The sequence below is a fragment of the Pseudomonas sp. KT_2_4 genome (genome assembly GCF_041410225.1).
Classification (GTDB): Bacteria; Pseudomonadota; Gammaproteobacteria; order Pseudomonadales; family Pseudomonadaceae; genus Aquipseudomonas; species Aquipseudomonas paracarnis.
Map to the genome: position 1 here is coordinate 714,610 of NZ_CP166962.1, position 16,659 is coordinate 731,268.

10 protein-coding genes are annotated in these 16,659 nt (G+C 62.0%); 9 read left to right on the forward strand and 1 reads right to left on the reverse strand.

Annotated elements, in window-relative coordinates; all coding sequences use genetic code 11:
* A complete protein-coding gene (locus tag AB9N64_RS03210) occupies window positions 1-786 on the reverse strand; it encodes a helix-turn-helix transcriptional regulator (protein WP_014718401.1) in 786 nt (261 codons plus the stop codon).
* A gap of 199 nt (window positions 787-985) precedes the next feature.
* Between AB9N64_RS03210 and AB9N64_RS03215 the strand changes: the two genes are divergently transcribed.
* From AB9N64_RS03215 to AB9N64_RS03255, 9 genes are all read left to right on the forward strand, one after another.
* On the forward strand, window positions 986-2,350 hold the full coding sequence (locus tag AB9N64_RS03215) for an APC family permease (RefSeq protein WP_014718402.1): 1,365 nt from the start codon (window positions 986-988) through the stop codon (window positions 2,348-2,350).
* A gap of 9 nt (window positions 2,351-2,359) precedes the next feature.
* Entirely contained in the window at window positions 2,360-3,463 is a 1,104-nt protein-coding gene (locus AB9N64_RS03220; protein ID WP_019820089.1) for a P1 family peptidase, read from the forward strand.
* A 369-nt stretch (window positions 3,464-3,832) separates the two neighbouring features.
* Window positions 3,833-5,266 (forward strand): serralysin family metalloprotease, encoded by a 1,434-nt coding sequence (locus AB9N64_RS03225; RefSeq protein ID WP_014718404.1) that lies wholly within the window; start codon window positions 3,833-3,835, stop codon window positions 5,264-5,266.
* Between the two features lie 48 nt (window positions 5,267-5,314).
* Window positions 5,315-5,683, forward strand: coding sequence for an AprI/Inh family metalloprotease inhibitor (locus tag AB9N64_RS03230; protein WP_014718405.1), 369 nt, complete (start codon window positions 5,315-5,317; stop codon window positions 5,681-5,683).
* Between the two features lie 100 nt (window positions 5,684-5,783).
* Window positions 5,784-7,535 carry a type I secretion system permease/ATPase gene (locus tag AB9N64_RS03235; RefSeq protein WP_371359953.1) on the forward strand — a complete coding sequence of 584 codons (1,752 nt, stop codon included), beginning with the start codon at window positions 5,784-5,786 and terminating at the stop codon, window positions 7,533-7,535.
* Window positions 7,532-8,845, forward strand: a complete 1,314-nt coding sequence (locus AB9N64_RS03240) for an HlyD family type I secretion periplasmic adaptor subunit (protein WP_014718407.1) — start codon at window positions 7,532-7,534, stop codon at window positions 8,843-8,845. Before AB9N64_RS03235 ends, AB9N64_RS03240 begins: the two co-directional genes overlap by 4 nt.
* Before the next feature lie 2 nt (window positions 8,846-8,847).
* The gene (locus AB9N64_RS03245) at window positions 8,848-10,188 is read left to right on the forward strand and encodes a TolC family outer membrane protein (RefSeq protein WP_003191155.1); all 1,341 of its coding nucleotides are present in this window, start codon (window positions 8,848-8,850) and stop codon (window positions 10,186-10,188) included.
* A 125-nt stretch (window positions 10,189-10,313) separates the two neighbouring features.
* Window positions 10,314-13,271, forward strand: coding sequence for an autotransporter serine protease (locus AB9N64_RS03250; RefSeq protein WP_038450070.1), 2,958 nt, complete (start codon window positions 10,314-10,316; stop codon window positions 13,269-13,271).
* Window positions 13,272-13,476: 205 nt separating this feature from the next.
* Window positions 13,477-16,584 (forward strand): autotransporter domain-containing protein, encoded by a 3,108-nt coding sequence (locus tag AB9N64_RS03255; RefSeq protein ID WP_371359954.1) that lies wholly within the window; start codon window positions 13,477-13,479, stop codon window positions 16,582-16,584.
* Window positions 16,585-16,659: the final 75 nt, after the last annotated feature.

The following is a 16,659-nucleotide window of genomic DNA, read 5'->3' on the forward strand; positions in this document are numbered from 1 at the left end:
CTATGGATTCTCCAAGTCATGCCCCAACGACTGAATGAATAACGAAAACAACTCGGGTTGCGACGAAATGTCCAGCTTGGCGTACAAATGCCTGCGGTGCACCTTGACGGTGTCCGGCGAGATCTTCAGGCGTTCGGCCATGGCCTTGGAGGAGAAGCCCCGCAACACCAGCCGGGCGATTTCCAGTTCGCGGTCCGACAGTACACCGCTGCCGAAATGACTCAGGGCATCGCGAATCTGGCTGTCCATGGCCGGTGCCCGCTCGGTGCTTTGCTGCCAATGCTGCTGCATGAGCGGCAACACCCAGGCCGACAGCGTGGTCAACAGCCCGGTTTCTTCAAAGCTGAAGCGCCGTTGCATGCCCAGTGACAACGACAGGGTGCCGGCGCCAGGCAATTGCAGGATCAATTGCACTTCGTCTTCCAGCACATTGTCATGGAAATAATTGAGGAAGTACTCACTCTGGCGAAAATGGTCCGGCGCCACTTCCTCCAGGCGGTATACGCCGCTGGCGTAGTTTTCGCGGCAGGCCTGGTAAAACGGGTCGAGCAGGTACAAGCCGTTGAGGTACACCAGCATCGACGCCGGCTTGCTGCTGGGCTGGGCGTCGTACTCTTCCAGGGCCTGGGGCGGGCCATCCAGCGGGTAGAAAATCGCCAGAGCATTATCGAAGGGCAGGCATTGGTGCAATAACAGCACCAATTGCTTCCAGAACCGTTCGGTGCCGATCTGAGACAGGGTGCGGCCCAACCCCGCGTGCATACCGATTTCCCGGAACAGGTTCATCTCAACATCCCCACCCTCAAATGATCGGCCAAGGGTTAGGCTTCTGGGGGGCACCGTCAAGGGGAGTACGCCAATAGGGGAATTGGCCGACAGCCCCGCCAGCCGATAACGTCGTCACTGTCCAACGGGAAGCATATCCCGAGGAAAAATCATGTTTCGTTTCTGCCTCACACCAAAAACAACGACAGAGGATAACGATATGAGTGCTTCCCCCGCGCCCGATGGCGTGCTCAAGCCCACCCTGAGCGTCTTCGATGTAGTGGCCATTACCGTTTCAGCGGTAACGCCGGCCAGTTCCGTCTTCGTGATCGCCCCGTTTGCCATCCAGCAGGCGGGCAGTGGCGTGTTCCTGGCGTTTGTGATGGCGGCGTTGCTCGCGTTGATGTTTGCCTTCTGTTACGCCGAGCTCGGCCGCGCCCATAACAGCGCCGGTGGCGAATACGTGTATGCCAAGCGCGTGTTTGGTGGCATGGCCGGTTACGCCACCTTCCTGACGGTTCTGGTGATGTTGCTGTTTATCCCGCCGGTATTGGCGACCGGTGCGGCGACTTATCTGAATAACGCTCTGGGCACGACATTCGACGCGCAAACTGTCGCCCTGGTGATCGTGGTATGCAGCTATGCCCTGGGCATCCTCAATATCAAGCTCAACGCCTGGATCACCGGCACCTGCCTGCTATTGGAAGTGGCGGCGTTACTGGTGATTGTGGTGATCGGCTTCGGTAATCCGGTGCAGCCGGCCAGTGTGTTGCTGCAGCCGCAAATCGTCGAAAACGGCGTGTTGCACCTGGCGCCCTGGGCGCTGGTGATCGGCGCCGTCGGCATCGGCCTGTTCTCGTTCAACGGCTACGGCCCGGCGGTGTTGCTGGCCGAAGACATGAAGTGCGGCGGCAAGGGCGTGCACAAGGCGGTGCTCTGGTCCCTGGGGTTGGTGGTGGTGATTGAGTTGGTGCCGATCACCGCGCTGTTGATCGGCGCGCCGTCCCTGAGCGAGATGATCAGCAGCCCCGACCCGATCGGCTACCTGTTGACCAGCCATGGCAATGAAACCCTGTCGCGGTTGGTGAGCGCCGGGATCTTCCTGTCGGTGTTCAACGCCATCGTTGCCATCGTGATCCAGATTGGCCGGGTGGTGTTCAGCAGCGGCCGCGATGCGTTGTGGACGCCTGGCATCAACAAGCTGTTCACGCGTATTCACCCGCGCTGGGACTCACCGTGGCTGGCGACGCTGTTCCTGGCGATACCCTCGGCGCTGTTGAGCTTCAGTTCTAACCTGGCTGACCTGACCTCATTCAGCGTGCTGCTGATCATGCTGGTGTACCTGGTGGTGGCGCTGAGCGCGCTGATGAGCCGGGTGCTGTTGCGTGATCGCGAGCATCCCTATCGCATGCCGTTATGGCCGCTGCCGGCATTGCTGGCGGTACTGGGTGCCGGTTACCTGCTGGTCACCTTGATCCTTGAGGCCTCGGTACGCGACATCATGATCATCATCGGCTTGCTGGCCCTGTCGGTGATTTTGTATTGCATCAGTGGCCGGTTGAGTCCGGCGTTTCAGAAATTGTAAGGAGTGGGTATGCGTGCACGTCAATTGGGCATCACGTTGGGGCTGGGCATGCCCGGCGAATTGAATGCCATCACCGATGTTCCCGGGGTTCGCGTCGGTCATGCCACGCTCAAGGCACAGGTCGACGGCAAGCAGGTGCGCACCGGCGTTACGCTGATCCAGCCGCGTGCCGGGGAAGCGCGACATCAACCGTGTTTTGCCGGCTATCACGTGCTCAACGGCAATGGCGACGCCACGGGGCTTGAATGGATCAGCGAGGCGGGGCTGCTGACCACGCCGATGGCCATTACCAACACCCACAGTATCGGGGTGGTGCGCGACAGCCTGATCGCCCTGGAGCGCGAGCGTCTGGCGGACCCGGCGGTGTACTGGTGCATGCCGGTGGTCATGGAAACTTATGACGGCCTGCTCAACGACATCTGGGGCCAGCATGTTCGCCCTGAGCATGTGCGCCAGGCCCTGGACCAGGCTGAAAGCGGCCCGGTGCAGGAAGGCGCGGTAGGCGGTGGCACCGGCATGATTTGCCACGAGTTCAAGGGCGGCATCGGCACTGCGTCACGGCGCTTGCCAACGGAGCAGGGCGGCTGGACCGTGGGCGTACTGGTGCAGGCCAACCATGGCAAGCGCCAGGAGCTGCGGGTCGATGGTTACCCGGTGGGCCGTCATTTGACGGACATTGCTTCGCCCTTTGCCGAGCGTGGCACTCCCGGCATGGGCTCCATCGTGGTGATCATCGCCACGGACGCCCCCTTGCTGCCGCACCAATGCCAGCGCCTGGCACAGCGCGCGTCCATTGGCATTGCGCGCACCGGTGGCGGCACCGAGGATTCCAGCGGCGACCTGTTCCTGGCGTTTGCCACCGGTAACCGTGATTTGCCGCCGGCCGACTATGGGCGCAAGGACCTGCCGCTCAGCACCGGGTTGCAGATGGTCAACAACGACCATATTTCGCCGCTGTTCAGCGCGGCGGCAGAGGCGGTGGAGGAGGCGATCATCAATGCCATTCTGGCAGGTGAAGACATGACCACTCAAGACGGCGTCAAGGTGCCGGGCCTGGCTGGCGAAACCCTCTTGGCAGCCATGCAACAGTGTGGCTGGAGTATGTCCCGGTAATGGGGGGCAGCGCACTTTAATAGTGCGAATAGTGGCTCTTTAATGTTGCTAATGACACCGTGACAATATATTGGATCCATTAATCAAGTGGGCCGCTCACTTAGAGTGGCTTTACTTGTATTTAATATTTAAATAGTGGTGTGCGCCGATTCGGCCACACAAACGCAACGGCCCCCAATAAACACTGCGTGCGACTTCTTCAACTTGAACCTGCGTCACAAGTGTGCGATGGAAATAGATGTAGACGAAAGATTTCAAGTTGTGTCAGTTTTCTTACGCCTTCAAAAGAGGTGAGTGATAGGACTATCCTCGCCCGCGAGGTTCCTATCGAACAAAGACTGATGCACTTGCAAACAAGGAAGTACGTTTATGTCAAAAGTAAAAGACAAAGCTATTGTATCTGCCGCGCAAGCCAGCACTGCTTACTCGCAAATCGATAGCTTCAGCCATTTGTATGACCGTGGCGGCAACCTCACGGTCAATGGCAAACCGTCCTACACCGTAGACCAGGCAGCGACCCAGCTGCTGCGGGATGGTGCTGCGTACCGGGACTTTGATGGCAACGGCAAGATCGATCTGACCTACACCTTCCTCACCTCGGCTACCCAGAGCACCATGAACAAACATGGCATCTCGGGGTTCAGCCAATTCAACACCCAGCAGAAAGCACAGGCCGCACTGGCCATGCAATCCTGGGCGGATGTCGCCAACGTGACCTTTACTGAAAAGGCTTCCGGCGGTGACGGCCATATGACCTTCGGCAACTACAGCAGCGGCCAGGACGGCGCCGCGGCCTTCGCTTACCTGCCCGGCACCGGTGCGGGCTACGATGGCACCTCGTGGTACCTGACCAACAACAGCTACACGCCGAACAAGACCCCGGACCTGAACAACTATGGCCGGCAGACCCTGACCCACGAAATCGGCCACACCCTGGGCCTGGCTCACCCTGGCGACTACAACGCCGGGAACGGCAACCCGACCTATAACGACGCCACCTATGGACAGGACACGCGTGGCTATAGCCTCATGAGTTACTGGAGCGAGAGCAACACCAACCAGAACTTCAGCAAAGGCGGTGTCGAGGCTTACGCTTCCGGCCCGCTGATCGACGACATCGCCGCGATCCAGAAGCTCTACGGTGCCAACCTCAGCACCCGCGCCACGGACACCACCTACGGGTTCAACTCCAACACCGGGCGTGACTTCCTCAGCGCCAGTTCCAATGCCGACAAGCTGGTGTTCTCGGTATGGGACGGTGGCGGCAACGACACCCTGGACTTCTCCGGTTTTACCCAGAACCAGAAGATCAACCTCACTGCCACCTCGTTCTCTGATGTGGGCGGCCTGGTGGGCAATGTATCCATCGCCAAGGGCGTCACCATCGAGAACGCGTTCGGCGGTTCGGGCAACGACCTGATCATTGGTAACCAAGTCGCCAACACCATCAAGGGCGGGGCCGGCAACGACCTCATCTACGGCGGCGGCGGTGCGGACCAGCTGTGGGGCGGCACTGGCAGCGACACTTTCGTGTACGGTGCCAGTTCCGACTCCAGGCCAGGGGCTGCGGACAAGATCTTCGACTTCACCTCCGGTTCGGACAAGATCGACCTGTCCGGTATCACCAAGGGTGCGGGCGTGACCTTCGTCAACGCATTTACCGGGCATGCCGGCGATGCTGTACTGACCTATGCCTCAGGTACCAACCTGGGCACCTTGGCGGTGGACTTCTCCGGGCACGGCGTGGCGGATTTCCTCGTCACCACCGTTGGCCAGGCGGCTGCCAGTGACATCGTAGCCTGATGTAAAGCGCGCGGTGCTTCGGCGCCGCGCTCCAGGCCGGAGTTGGATATGCCACGTTTTTCCCATTTGATCGCCTGTGTTGTGCAGGTGTTGTTCGTGTCGGCAGGAGCCCACGCAATGGCTAGCAGTCTTGTATTACCCACCTCCGCGCAGCTTGCCGGGCAGTGGGAGCTGAAGCAGCAGGATCAGGTGTGCGCGCTCAAGTTAGTGGAGCAAGCCAACGCCCTGGAGGGCGATATCGCCTGTGCCGAGCAATGGCTGGGCGACAAGCCGCTGACGTGGTCGCCCACCCCGGATGGTATTTGGCTGTTTAACGCTGAAGGCTCAGGGATCACCCATTTGAATCGCCAGAAAGAGGGCGACTATCAAGCCCGCACTAAAGCGGGCGAAGTTGTAAGGCTGCAACGAAAACTTTAATTAAAAGTTATAAGCATATAACTCGATTTGTTAGGCGGCCGTACCCTACTTGGTAGGGGTGACCCTTTTGCGTAATTCGCTGCAAGGAAAAACAATTAATATGGCGAAGTCCCATGGGGTGGCGCCCTTATTCAGGGCGTTGGGTGAATACAAGAGTATTTTGATCAGCGTTGGCTGTTTCACGGCATTGATTAACCTATTAATGCTGGTGCCCTCGATTTACATGCTGCAAGTGTATGACCGGGTGTTGTCCTCCCAGAATGAAACCACCCTGGTGATGTTGACGCTGATGGTCGTGGGCTTCTTTGCGTTTATCGGCCTGCTGGAAGTGGTGCGCAGCTTTATCGTGATCCGCATTGGCAGCCAGTTGGAGCGACGTTTCAACTTGCGCGTGTACAAAGCCGCGTTCGAACGCAACCTGCAGCGCGGCCAAGGGCACGCCGGGCAATCCTTGGGCGACCTGACCGCTCTGCGCCAATTCATCACGGGGCCAGCGCTGTTCGCGTTTTTCGATGCGCCCTGGTTCCCGATCTACCTGTTCGTGATTTTCCTGTTCAATGTGTGGCTCGGCGTGCTGGCCACGGCCGGCGCGGTGCTGTTGATTGGCCTGGCGTGCCTTAACGAATACCTGACCAAAAAGCCATTGGGCGAGGCCAGCGGTTATTCGCAGCAGTCCACCCAACTGGCCACCAGCCATTTGCACAACGCCGAAACCATCCAGGCCATGGGCATGCTCGGTGCGCTGCGCCAACGCTGGTTTGGCGTGCATTCGCTGTTCCTGGGCTTGCAGAACCAGGCCAGCGACACCGGTTCGATCATCACCTCCTTAAGCAAATCCTTGCGCCTGTGCCTGCAATCTTTGGTGCTGGGCCTGGGCGCCTACCTGGTGATCAAGGGCGACATGACCGCCGGGATGATGATCGCAGGCTCCATCTTGATGGGCCGCGTACTCAGCCCCATCGACCAACTGATTGCAGTGTGGAAGCAATGGAGTTCGGCCAAGCTGGCCTATCAGCGCCTCGACGAACTGCTGCGCGAATTCCCGCCAGAGGTCGAGCACATGGCCTTGCCTGCGCCCAACGGCCAAGTCAGTTTCGAGCAGGTCAGCGCCGGCCCGCCGGGGCGGCGCATGGCGACCCTGCATCAGGTCAGCTTTAACCTGGCTGCCGGTGAAGTGCTGGGCGTGCTCGGCGCGTCCGGTTCCGGTAAGTCCACCCTGGCTCGCGTGCTGGTGGGCGTGTGGCCAACCCTGGCCGGTACCGTACGCCTGGACGGCGCGGATATTCACCGCTGGAACCGCGACGACCTCGGCCCGCATATCGGCTATTTGCCCCAGGACATCGAGCTGTTTAGTGGCAGCATCGCCGACAACATCGCGCGCTTTCGCGAAGCCGACCCGGAACTGGTGGTCAAGGCCGCGCAACAGGCCGGCGTGCATGAACTGATCCTGCGCCTGCCCCAAGGCTACGACACCGTGCTGGGCGACAACGGCGGTGGCTTGTCCGGCGGCCAGAAACAACGCGTGGCCCTGGCCCGCGCCCTGTACGGCGGGCCGCGCCTGATCGTGCTGGACGAACCCAACTCCAACCTCGACACCGTCGGCGAAGCCGCATTGGCCAGCGCCATCATGCAGATGAAAGCCCAGGGCAGCAGCGTGGTGCTGGTCACCCATCGTTCCTCGGCATTGGCCCAGGCCGATAAGTTGCTAGTGCTCGGCGAAGGCCAACTGCAAGCGTTCGGGCCCAGTCAGGAGGTGCTGCGGGCGTTGTCCGGGCAGCAGGAAGCGCCGAAAGAAAAAACCGGTGTCAGCTTCAGCCGTCACTACCAGGCCGGAAGGAATCCAGGCGCATGAGCAGCCTTACCGTTGAACCTCAAATCAAAGAACGCGATGCCGGCTTTTTCGTAAAAATGGGCTGGGTGATGACCATTGTCGGTGCCGGTGGGTTTTTCCTCTGGGCCAGCCTCGCACCGTTGGACCAAGGCATTCCGGTCCAAGGCACCGTGGTGGTGTCTGGCAAGCGCAAGGCGGTACAAACCTTCAGCCCCGGCGTGGTCAGCCGCATCCTGGTGAAAGAGGGCGAGTTGGTCAAGCAAGGCCAGCCGCTGTTTCGTCTCGACCAGACCCAGAACCAGGCCGATGTGCAATCGCTGCAAGCCCAGTACCGCATGGCCTGGGCCAGCGTGGCGCGCTGGCAGAGCGAGCGTGACAACCTCTCCAGCATCACCTTTCCTGCAGAACTGAGTGCCAACCCCGATCCGGCCTTGATGCTGGTGCTAGAAGGTCAGCGCCAACTGTTCAGCAGCCGTCGCGACGCGTTTGCCCGTGAACAAGCCGGGATCCGCGCCAGCATCGAGGGCGCAAACTCTCAGCTAAGTGGTATGCGCCGTGCCCGCAGTGACTTGACCGCCCAGGCCCAATCTCTGCGCGCGCAACTGAGCAACCTGCAACCCTTGGCCGACAACGGCTACATCCCGCGCAACCGCCTGATGGACTACCAGCGCCAGTTATCCCAGGTGCAGCAGGACCTGGCGCAAAACGCCGGTGAAAGCGGCCGGATAGAGCAGGGCATTGTTGAGTCGCGGCTCAAATTGCAGCAGCACAGCGAGGAATATCAAAAAGAGGTGCGCAGCCAATTGGCCGACGCGCAACTGCGCAGCCTGACCCTTGAACAGCAACTGACCTCCGCCGGCTTCAACCTGCAACACAGCGAGATCAACGCGCCGGCCGATGGCATCGCGGTCAACCTCAGCGTGCACACCGAAGGCGCCGTGGTGCGTGCCGGTGAAACCCTGTTGGAGATCGTGCCCCAGGGCACACGCCTGGAAGTGGAAGGGCACCTGCCGGTGCATTTGGTGGACAAGGTCGGCACACACTTGCCTGTCGACATCCTCTTCACCGCCTTCAACCAAAGCCGCACGCCACGGGTGCCGGGCGAAGTCAGCCTGATCTCCGCCGACCAGATGCTCGATGAAAAGACCGGTGCGCCGTACTACGTGCTGCGCACCAGCGTCAGCGAGGCGGCGATGGAAAAACTCAACGGCCTGGTGATCAAGCCCGGCATGCCCGCCGAGATGTTCGTGCGCACCGGCGAGCGTTCACTGCTCAACTATCTGTTCAAGCCGCTGCTGGACCGCGCCGGCTCTGCGTTGACTGAGGAATGAGCATGAAGCCAGTGTTCATTTCGCTGTTGCTGGTGTGTGGCAGTGCCCAGGCCGCGATGGGGCCCTTCGATGTGTACGAGCAGGCGCTGCGCAACGACCCGGTGTTCCTCGGCGCCATCAAGGAGCGCGACGCCGGCCTGGAAAACCGCACCATTGGCCGTGCCGGCTTGCTGCCGCGGCTGTCCTACAACTACAACAAGGGCCGCAACAATTCCGAAGCGCACCTGCCCGACGGGCGCGGCGGTAGTTACCGCGACGACCGTAACTACAACAGCTATGGCTCGACCTTCAGCCTGCAACAGCCGTTGTTCGACTACGAAGCCTATGCCAACTACCGCAAGGGCGTGGCCCAGGCGCTGTTCGCCGATGAAAGCTTTCGCGACAAGAGCCAGGCGTTGCTGGTGCGGGTGTTGAGCTATTACACCCAGGCGCTGTTTGCCCAGGACCAGATCGACATCGCCAGGGCCAAGAAGAAGGCGTTCGAACAACAGTTCCAGCAGAACCGGCATTTGTTCCAGCAAGGCGAGGGCACCCGCACCGATATCCTTGAAGCTGAGTCGCGCTACGAGTTGGCCACCGCCGAAGAGATCCAGGCCCTGGATGAGCAGGACGCCTCGCTCCGGGAGTTGGGCGCATTGATCGGTGTGCAAAGCGTCAACATCAACGACCTGGCACCGCTGAACCAGAGCTTTGCCGCGTTCACCCTGACCCCGGCCAACTACGACACCTGGCATGAGTTGGCGCTGACCAACAACCCTGTGCTGGCTTCGCAGCGCCAGTCCCTGGAAGTGGCGCGCTATGAAGTGGAACGCAACCGTGCCGGGCATTTGCCCAGAATCACCGCGTATGCCACCTCGCGCAAGCAGGAGTCCGACAGCGGCAACACCTATAACCAGCGCTACGACACCAACACCATCGGCGTCGAAGTGAGCATGCCGCTGTATGCCGGTGGCGGTATCTCGGCCTCCACCCGCCAGGCCAGCCGCGCGATGGAGCAGGCGGAGTACGAGTTGGAAGGCAAGACCCGGGAAACCCTGATCGAATTGCGTCGCCAGTTCAGTGCGTGCCTGTCGGGCGTGAGTAAGTTGCGCGCCTATCAGAAAGCGCTGGCATCCGCCGAGGCGCTGGTGGTGTCGACCAAGCAGAGCATTCTCGGCGGCGAGCGCGTCAACCTCGATGCCTTGAACGCCGAACAGCAGCTGTACAGCACCCGCCGCGACCTCGCCCAGGCGCGTTATGACTACTTGATGGCCTGGACCAAATTGCACTACTACGCGGGCAACTTGCGTGACACCGACTTGGCCAAAGTGGACGAAGCCTTCGGCCCGGATGGAAAACTGTAGGAGCGAGCTTGCTCGCGAAAAACGTCAACGATGACGTGGACATCCTGGCTACACGCGGTGCCAGTGAGTTCTTCGCGAGCAAGCTCGCTCCTACAGGGGGAATAACAATAAAAGGGAGTGTGCACATGATCACCGATTCACCACGTTTCAAACCCTTCACCGCAGGTTCCTTGCTCTTGCTGTCCGTTGCGGCACAGGCGCAATACACCGAGACCGGCCAACCGGGTAACCCCGCCAGTTGGCGCTCCGCCGAGTACCAGAGCGACTGGGGACTGGGCCGCATGAAGGCCGATGAAGCCTACGCCGCCGGGATCAGCGGCCAAGGCGTGAAAATCGGTGCGCTGGACTCAGGGTTCGATACCAATCACCCGGAAGCTTCCAAAGACCGTTTTCACCCGGTCACCGCCACGGGCACCTATGTCGATGGCAGCGCCTTCAGCACCACGGGCGCGCTCAACCCGAACAATGATTCCCACGGCACCCACGTCACCGGCACCATGGGCGCCGCCCGCGACGGCGTGGGTATGCATGGCGTTGCTTACAACGCGCAGGTCTATGTGGGCAACACCAACGCCAACGACAGCTTCCTGTTCGGCCCCACGCCAGACCCCAAATACTTCAAGACCGTGTACACCGCACTGGTGGATTCCGGCGTGCGCGCCATCAACAACAGCTGGGGCAGCCAGCCCAAGGACGTCAGCTACCAGACCTTGGACAATATGCACGCGGCGTACGCCCAGCATTACAACCGTGGCACCTGGCTGGACGCGGCCGCGGACGTGGCCAAGGCCGGTGTGATCAACGTGTTCAGCGCCGGCAACAGCGGCTATGCCAATGCCAGCGTGCGCTCGGCCTTGCCGTATTTCCAGCCGGAACTGGAAGGCCACTGGCTGGCCGTGTCCGGGTTGGATAAGGCCAATAACCAGAAATACAACAAATGCGGCGTCGCCAAGTACTGGTGTATTTCTACCCCCGGCGCGCTGATCAACAGCACCATTCCTGACGGGGGGTATGGGGTGAAGTCCGGCACCTCGATGTCAGCGCCCCATGCCACCGGCGCGTTGGCGCTGGTGATGGAACGTTATCCCTACATGACCAACGAGCAAGCCTTGCAGGTGCTGCTGACCACCGCCACGCAGCTCGACGGCTCGATCACCCAGGCGCCCAACGCCATTGTCGGCTGGGGCGTGCCTGACCTGGGCCGGGCGATGCACGGTCCTGGGCAACTGCTCGGGCCCATGGAGGTCAACCTGGCCGCCGGGCAGGGCGATGTGTGGAGCAACGGCATCTCCGACCAGGCGCTCATCCAGCGCCAGGCCGAGGACCGCGCCGAGCACACGGCCTGGCAGCAAACCCTGATCGACAAGGGTTGGCAAAACGGCGTGGGTGCCTCTGCCAGCCAGCAGGACCAGACTGATTACGCCATCGGCAGTGCCCGCGACCAAGCGGCGGCCCAGCGTGTGTACGAGGGCAGCCTGATCAAGGCCGGTGCCGGTAGCCTGGTGCTCAGCGGCGACAGCACCTATCGCGGTGCGACCCTGGTCAACGGCGGTCTGTTGGCGGTCAATGGCTCGCTGACTTCGGCAGTGACGGTCAATGACAGCGGCACCCTCGGCGGTTCCGGGCGTATCGCCGCGTTGTCGGTAAACAACGGCGGCCGTGTGGCGCCGGGCAATTCCGTGGGCACCTTGCAAGTGGCAGGGGACGTAAACCTCGGCGCCGGCTCGACCTATGCCGTGGAGCTGACGCCCACCAGCAGTGACCGCATTGTCGCCGGTGGCCAGGCGATTCTTGGCGGCGGCACCGTCACACTGGCGCTGGAAAACAGCCCGACCTTGCTCAGCCAGAGCGAGGCCCAAAGCCTGATCGGCCGGCAGTACTCGATTCTCGAGGCGGCGGGCGGCATTCAGGGCCAGTTCGGGCAAGTGCTGCCCAACTACCTGTTCCTCGGTGGCACCCTCGACTACGCCGCCAATGCCGTGCAACTGAACGTGGGTCGCAACGACGCCAGCTTCGCCAGCGTCGGCGCGACCCGCAACCAGCGCAACGTCGCGGTGGCCGCCGAGCAATTGGGCGCCGGCAACCCGGTGTATGAAAGCCTGCTGCAGTCGCAATCGGTTGCCGTGGCCCAGCAGGGCTTGCAACAACTGTCCGGGGAAATCTACCCGGCTGTGGGTGCGATGCTGATCAACGACAGCCTGCAACTGCGTAACGCCGTGGGCGAGCGCCTGCGCCATGTGCCAGTGGCCGGTGAAAGCAACCTGTGGTTCAAAGCACTGGGCGCCTGGGGCAAGACTGATAGCCGCACTGAAACGGCGGGGTCCACCACCTCCATCGGCGGCCTGTTGGCGGGTGTGGACGGCGCGCTGGATGAGCAGACCCGCGTGGGTGTGGTTGCCGGCTACAGCGACAGCTCCTTGAACATGGGCAGCGGTACCCATTCATCGGCGTCCATCGACAGCTACCACTTTGGCGCGTACGCCGGGCGCGAGCTGGGTGATTGGCGCCTGAGCGTCGGCGGTGCCTACAGCTGGCATCGCGGCGACGTGAAGCGCGACCTGCAATGGGGGGATGTCAGCGGCAAGCAAAAAACCAAGCTGGACGCGACCACGGCGCAAGTCTTCACCGAAGCCGCGTACCGCATCCGCCTGCAAGCGGTGGCCCTGGAGCCGTTCGCCAACCTGGCCTATGTGCATCTGAACAGCGAGTCCTTCCACGAAAAAGGTGATGCCGCTGCCCTGGAACGCGGCAGCGACCGGCGTGATGCGGTGCTCAGCACCCTCGGTGTGCGCGCCCTGAAAACTCTGGCCCTCAATGACCACCAGCAACTGGACCTGTCCGGTTCGTTGGGCTGGCAACACAGCCTGACGGCGGTGGAGTCAGAGGAACACCTGGCTTTTGTCGCCGGCGGGCCTTCATTTGCGGTGCGCAGTGCGCCATTGCTGCGCGATGCTGCCCTGGTGGGCGTGCAGGCCAGCCTGGCGTTGAATGCGTCGACGCGGGTCAACCTGGATTACAACGGCCAGCTGGGTGGGCGCGCGAAAACCCAGGGCGTTGGCTTGAGCCTGAACTGGCAGTTCTGAAGACACCGCGAACCTGATCGTTCCCACGCTCCGCTGATCGTTCCCACGCTCCGCGTGGTAACGCCTCTTGTGACGCTCCGCGTCACGCTTTGGGACGCAGAGCGTCCGGGGCCGCATTCCCACGCGGAGCGTGGGAACGATCAGCGGCGGTGTTCTGGAGAAAGTGATTTACACACGTGCAATAAGAAAACTAAGGAAGGTCACCGTGAAAAAACGCAAGTCAGGGTTAACTACCGCCATCCACACAGGCCCGGGCTATCCGCTCAAGGCGCTGAGCTGCGTGCCATACGGCGCGTTGCTGTGTTGCCTGGCAAGCCTGGGGACCGCCCAGGCTGCACCCTATGTGGAAACCGGCAAACTGGGCGACGCCGCCAGCTGGCGCAGCAATGAGTTCAAGGCCGACTGGGGCCTGGGCGCCGTGCACGCCGACACCGCCTATGCGGCTGGCTATACCGGCAAGGGCGTCAAGCTGGGGATCTTCGACCAGCCGGTGTACGCCCAGCACCCGGAGTTTGCCAGCCCCGACAAGGTGGTGACGATTGTCACCGAGGGCATTCGCCAATACACCGACCCGTATATCCCAGTGAAGGCCGGCGACGCGTTCCGCTACGACGGCACGCCGTCCAAGGACTCCAACGGCAAGCTAGGTAACCACGGCACCCATGTCGGCGGCATTGCGGCCGGTAACCGCGATGGCGGGCCGATGCACGGCGTGGCATTCAACGCACAAATCCTCACCGCCGAAAACGGTGACCCGGGCCCGGAAGACGGGATCATCCTCGGCAACGACGGCGCCGTGTACAAGGCCGGCTGGGATGGGCTGGTCGCCAGTGGCGCGCGTATCATCAACAACAGCTGGGGCATCGGCATCGGTGATCAGTACGCCAAGGGCGGCCGCGATCCGGCGTTCCCCAATTTCACCGTCAACGAAGCCCAGGCGCAGTTCAATACCATCAGGCCGATCCTTGGCACCCTAGCAGGTGGCGCGTACCAAGGCGCCATCGACGCGGCCCGCAGCGGTGTGCTGACCATCTTTGCTGCAGGCAATGACTACAACCTCAACAACCCGGATGCGATTTCCGGCCTTGCGTATTTTGTGCCAGAGATCGCGCCTAACTGGCTGTCCGTCGCGGCCCTCCAGCAGAACCCGAATACCGCAAGCCCCGATCCGTATGTGATCAGTACTTTCTCCTCGCGTTGTGGCTATGCGGCGAGCTTTTGCGTGTCGGCACCCGGCACCAAGATCTACAGTTCGATCATCAACGGTACCGACCTGAGCAACCTCACCACCGACTGGGCCAACAAAAATGGCACCTCCATGGCCGCACCTCACGTGGCAGGCGCCGCAGCGGTGCTGATGGAGCGCTTCCAATACATGAGCGGCGACCAGATCTCCACCGTGCTCAAGACCACCGCCACCGACCTCGGCGCGCCGGGCATCGATTCGCTGTATGGCTGGGGCATGATCAACCTGGGCAAGGCGGTCAACGGCCCCGGGATGTTTATCACCGCTGAGGATATCCCGGCCGAGTTCCGTATCGACGGCGCCTACGGCAGCGGCCAGTTCGTCGCGGACCTGCCGGGTGTCGGCGCGGTGGTGGATGCCGGCAAACCCACCCAGCGTGTGTGCGATGACCTGCACTGCGGGCGGGATGTGTGGAGCAACGACATCTCGGGCCATGGCGGCCTGACCAAGCAAGGCATCGGTACCTTGGTGCTCACCGGCGCCAATACTTACAGCGGGCCGACGCTGGTCAACCAGGGCTTGCTGGCAATCAACGGTTCGGTCACCTCCGACGTTACCGTCAGCCAGAGCGGTGTGGTCGGTGGTTCGGGGCGTATCGGTTCGCTGAGCGCGAAAAGCGGCGGCACCGTGGCGCCGGGCAATTCCATCGGCACCTTGAACGTGGCGGGCAACGTCAACTTTGAACCGGGTTCGACCTACGCGGTAGAACTGTCGCCCACCAGCAGCGATCGCATCGTCGCCGGCGGCACGGCCACCCTCAACGGCGGCACCGTGACTCTTGCCCTGGAAAACAGCCCGACCTTGCTGAGCGCCACCCAGGCCCAAAGCCTGATCGGCCGTCAGTACAACATCCTGCAAGCGGCAGGCGGCGTCACCGGTAGCTTCGCGGCAGTGGTGCCCAATTACCTGTTTGTCGGCGGCACCTTGAACTACGCCGCCAACGGTGTGCAGCTGGATGTGGCACGCACTAACAGCTTCGCCAGCGTGGCGGCTACGCCGAACCAGCGCGCCGTGGCCGCCGCCGCCGAGCAATTGGGCGCAGGCAATGGCGTGTATGAAAGCTTGCTGCTGGCACCCACCGCCGCTTCGGCTCAAGGCGCGTTCCAGCAACTGAGCGGGGAGGTATACCCGTCGCTGGAAACCGCACTGGTCAATGACAGCCGCTACGTACGCGAAGCGGTGGGCGAACGCCTGCGCAATGGCGAGATGGGCGCTACCAGCCAAGCCATCGACAGCCGTGGCAACGTGTGGGTCAAGGCACTGGGTGCATGGGGCAAGACCGACAGCCGCAACGACACGGCGGGCTACACCACCTCTATCGGCGGCATGCTCGCCGGTGTGGACGGCGCCCTCGATGAGGCCACACGCATCGGCCTGGTGGCCGGCTACAGCGACACGTCGCTGAACATGGGCAGCGGCACCCACAGCCGCGCCTCGGTCGACAGCTATCATTTCGGCGCCTATGCCGGGCATGAAATCGGCGCCTGGCGCCTGAGTGGCGGCGCGACCTACAGCTGGCACCGCGCCGATGTCAAACGCGACCTGCAATACGGCGACGTCAGCGGCAAGCAAAAAGCCAAGGTCGATGCCCACAGCACCCAGGTATTCACGGAGGCGGCGTACCGTATCAACCTGCAACCGCTGGCCCTGGAGCCGTTCGCCAATCTGGCCTACGTGCACCTGGACACTGACAGCTTCAAAGAGAAGGGCGACGCCGCCGCGCTGAGAAGTGGCGACGACAGCCGTGACCTGGTGCTCAGCACCCTGGGTATGCGTGCCTTGAAGACCTTCAATATCAACGACCATCAGCAACTGGAAGTCTCCGGCACCCTGGGCTGGCAGCACAACCTGAGCAGCGCCGATTCGGAGCAGCACCTGGCGTTTGCCTCGGGCGGCCCGTCGTTCACGGTGGAAAGTGCGCCAATGGTGCGCGATGCCGCGTTGGTCGGAGCACGGGTCAGCCTGGCATTGAGCAAGGATGCGCGGGTGAACTTCGATTACAACGGCCTGCTGGCCAGCAAGGAGAAGGTGCACGGCGTCGGCTTGAGCCTGGACTGGGCGTTCTAAAGGCCAGATGCAGTGGGTTGTGGCGAGGGAGCAAGCTCCCTCGCCACACAAGCTCGCTCCTACAGGTGGTAACGG

Bases quoted from the DNA above. Each gene is read 5' to 3' on its own strand.
- AB9N64_RS03210 (WP_014718401.1), bottom strand. From the start codon at position 786: ATGAACCTGTTCCGGGAAATCGGTATGCACGCGGGGTTGGGCCGCACC.
- AB9N64_RS03215 (WP_014718402.1), top strand. From the start codon at position 986: ATGAGTGCTTCCCCCGCGCCCGATGGCGTGCTCAAGCCCACCCTGAGC.
- AB9N64_RS03220 (WP_019820089.1), top strand. From the start codon at position 2,360: ATGCGTGCACGTCAATTGGGCATCACGTTGGGGCTGGGCATGCCCGGC.
- AB9N64_RS03225 (WP_014718404.1), top strand. From the start codon at position 3,833: ATGTCAAAAGTAAAAGACAAAGCTATTGTATCTGCCGCGCAAGCCAGC.
- AB9N64_RS03230 (WP_014718405.1), top strand. From the start codon at position 5,315: ATGCCACGTTTTTCCCATTTGATCGCCTGTGTTGTGCAGGTGTTGTTC.
- AB9N64_RS03235 (WP_371359953.1), top strand. From the start codon at position 5,784: ATGGCGAAGTCCCATGGGGTGGCGCCCTTATTCAGGGCGTTGGGTGAA.
- AB9N64_RS03240 (WP_014718407.1), top strand. From the start codon at position 7,532: ATGAGCAGCCTTACCGTTGAACCTCAAATCAAAGAACGCGATGCCGGC.
- AB9N64_RS03245 (WP_003191155.1), top strand. From the start codon at position 8,848: ATGAAGCCAGTGTTCATTTCGCTGTTGCTGGTGTGTGGCAGTGCCCAG.
- AB9N64_RS03250 (WP_038450070.1), top strand. From the start codon at position 10,314: ATGATCACCGATTCACCACGTTTCAAACCCTTCACCGCAGGTTCCTTG.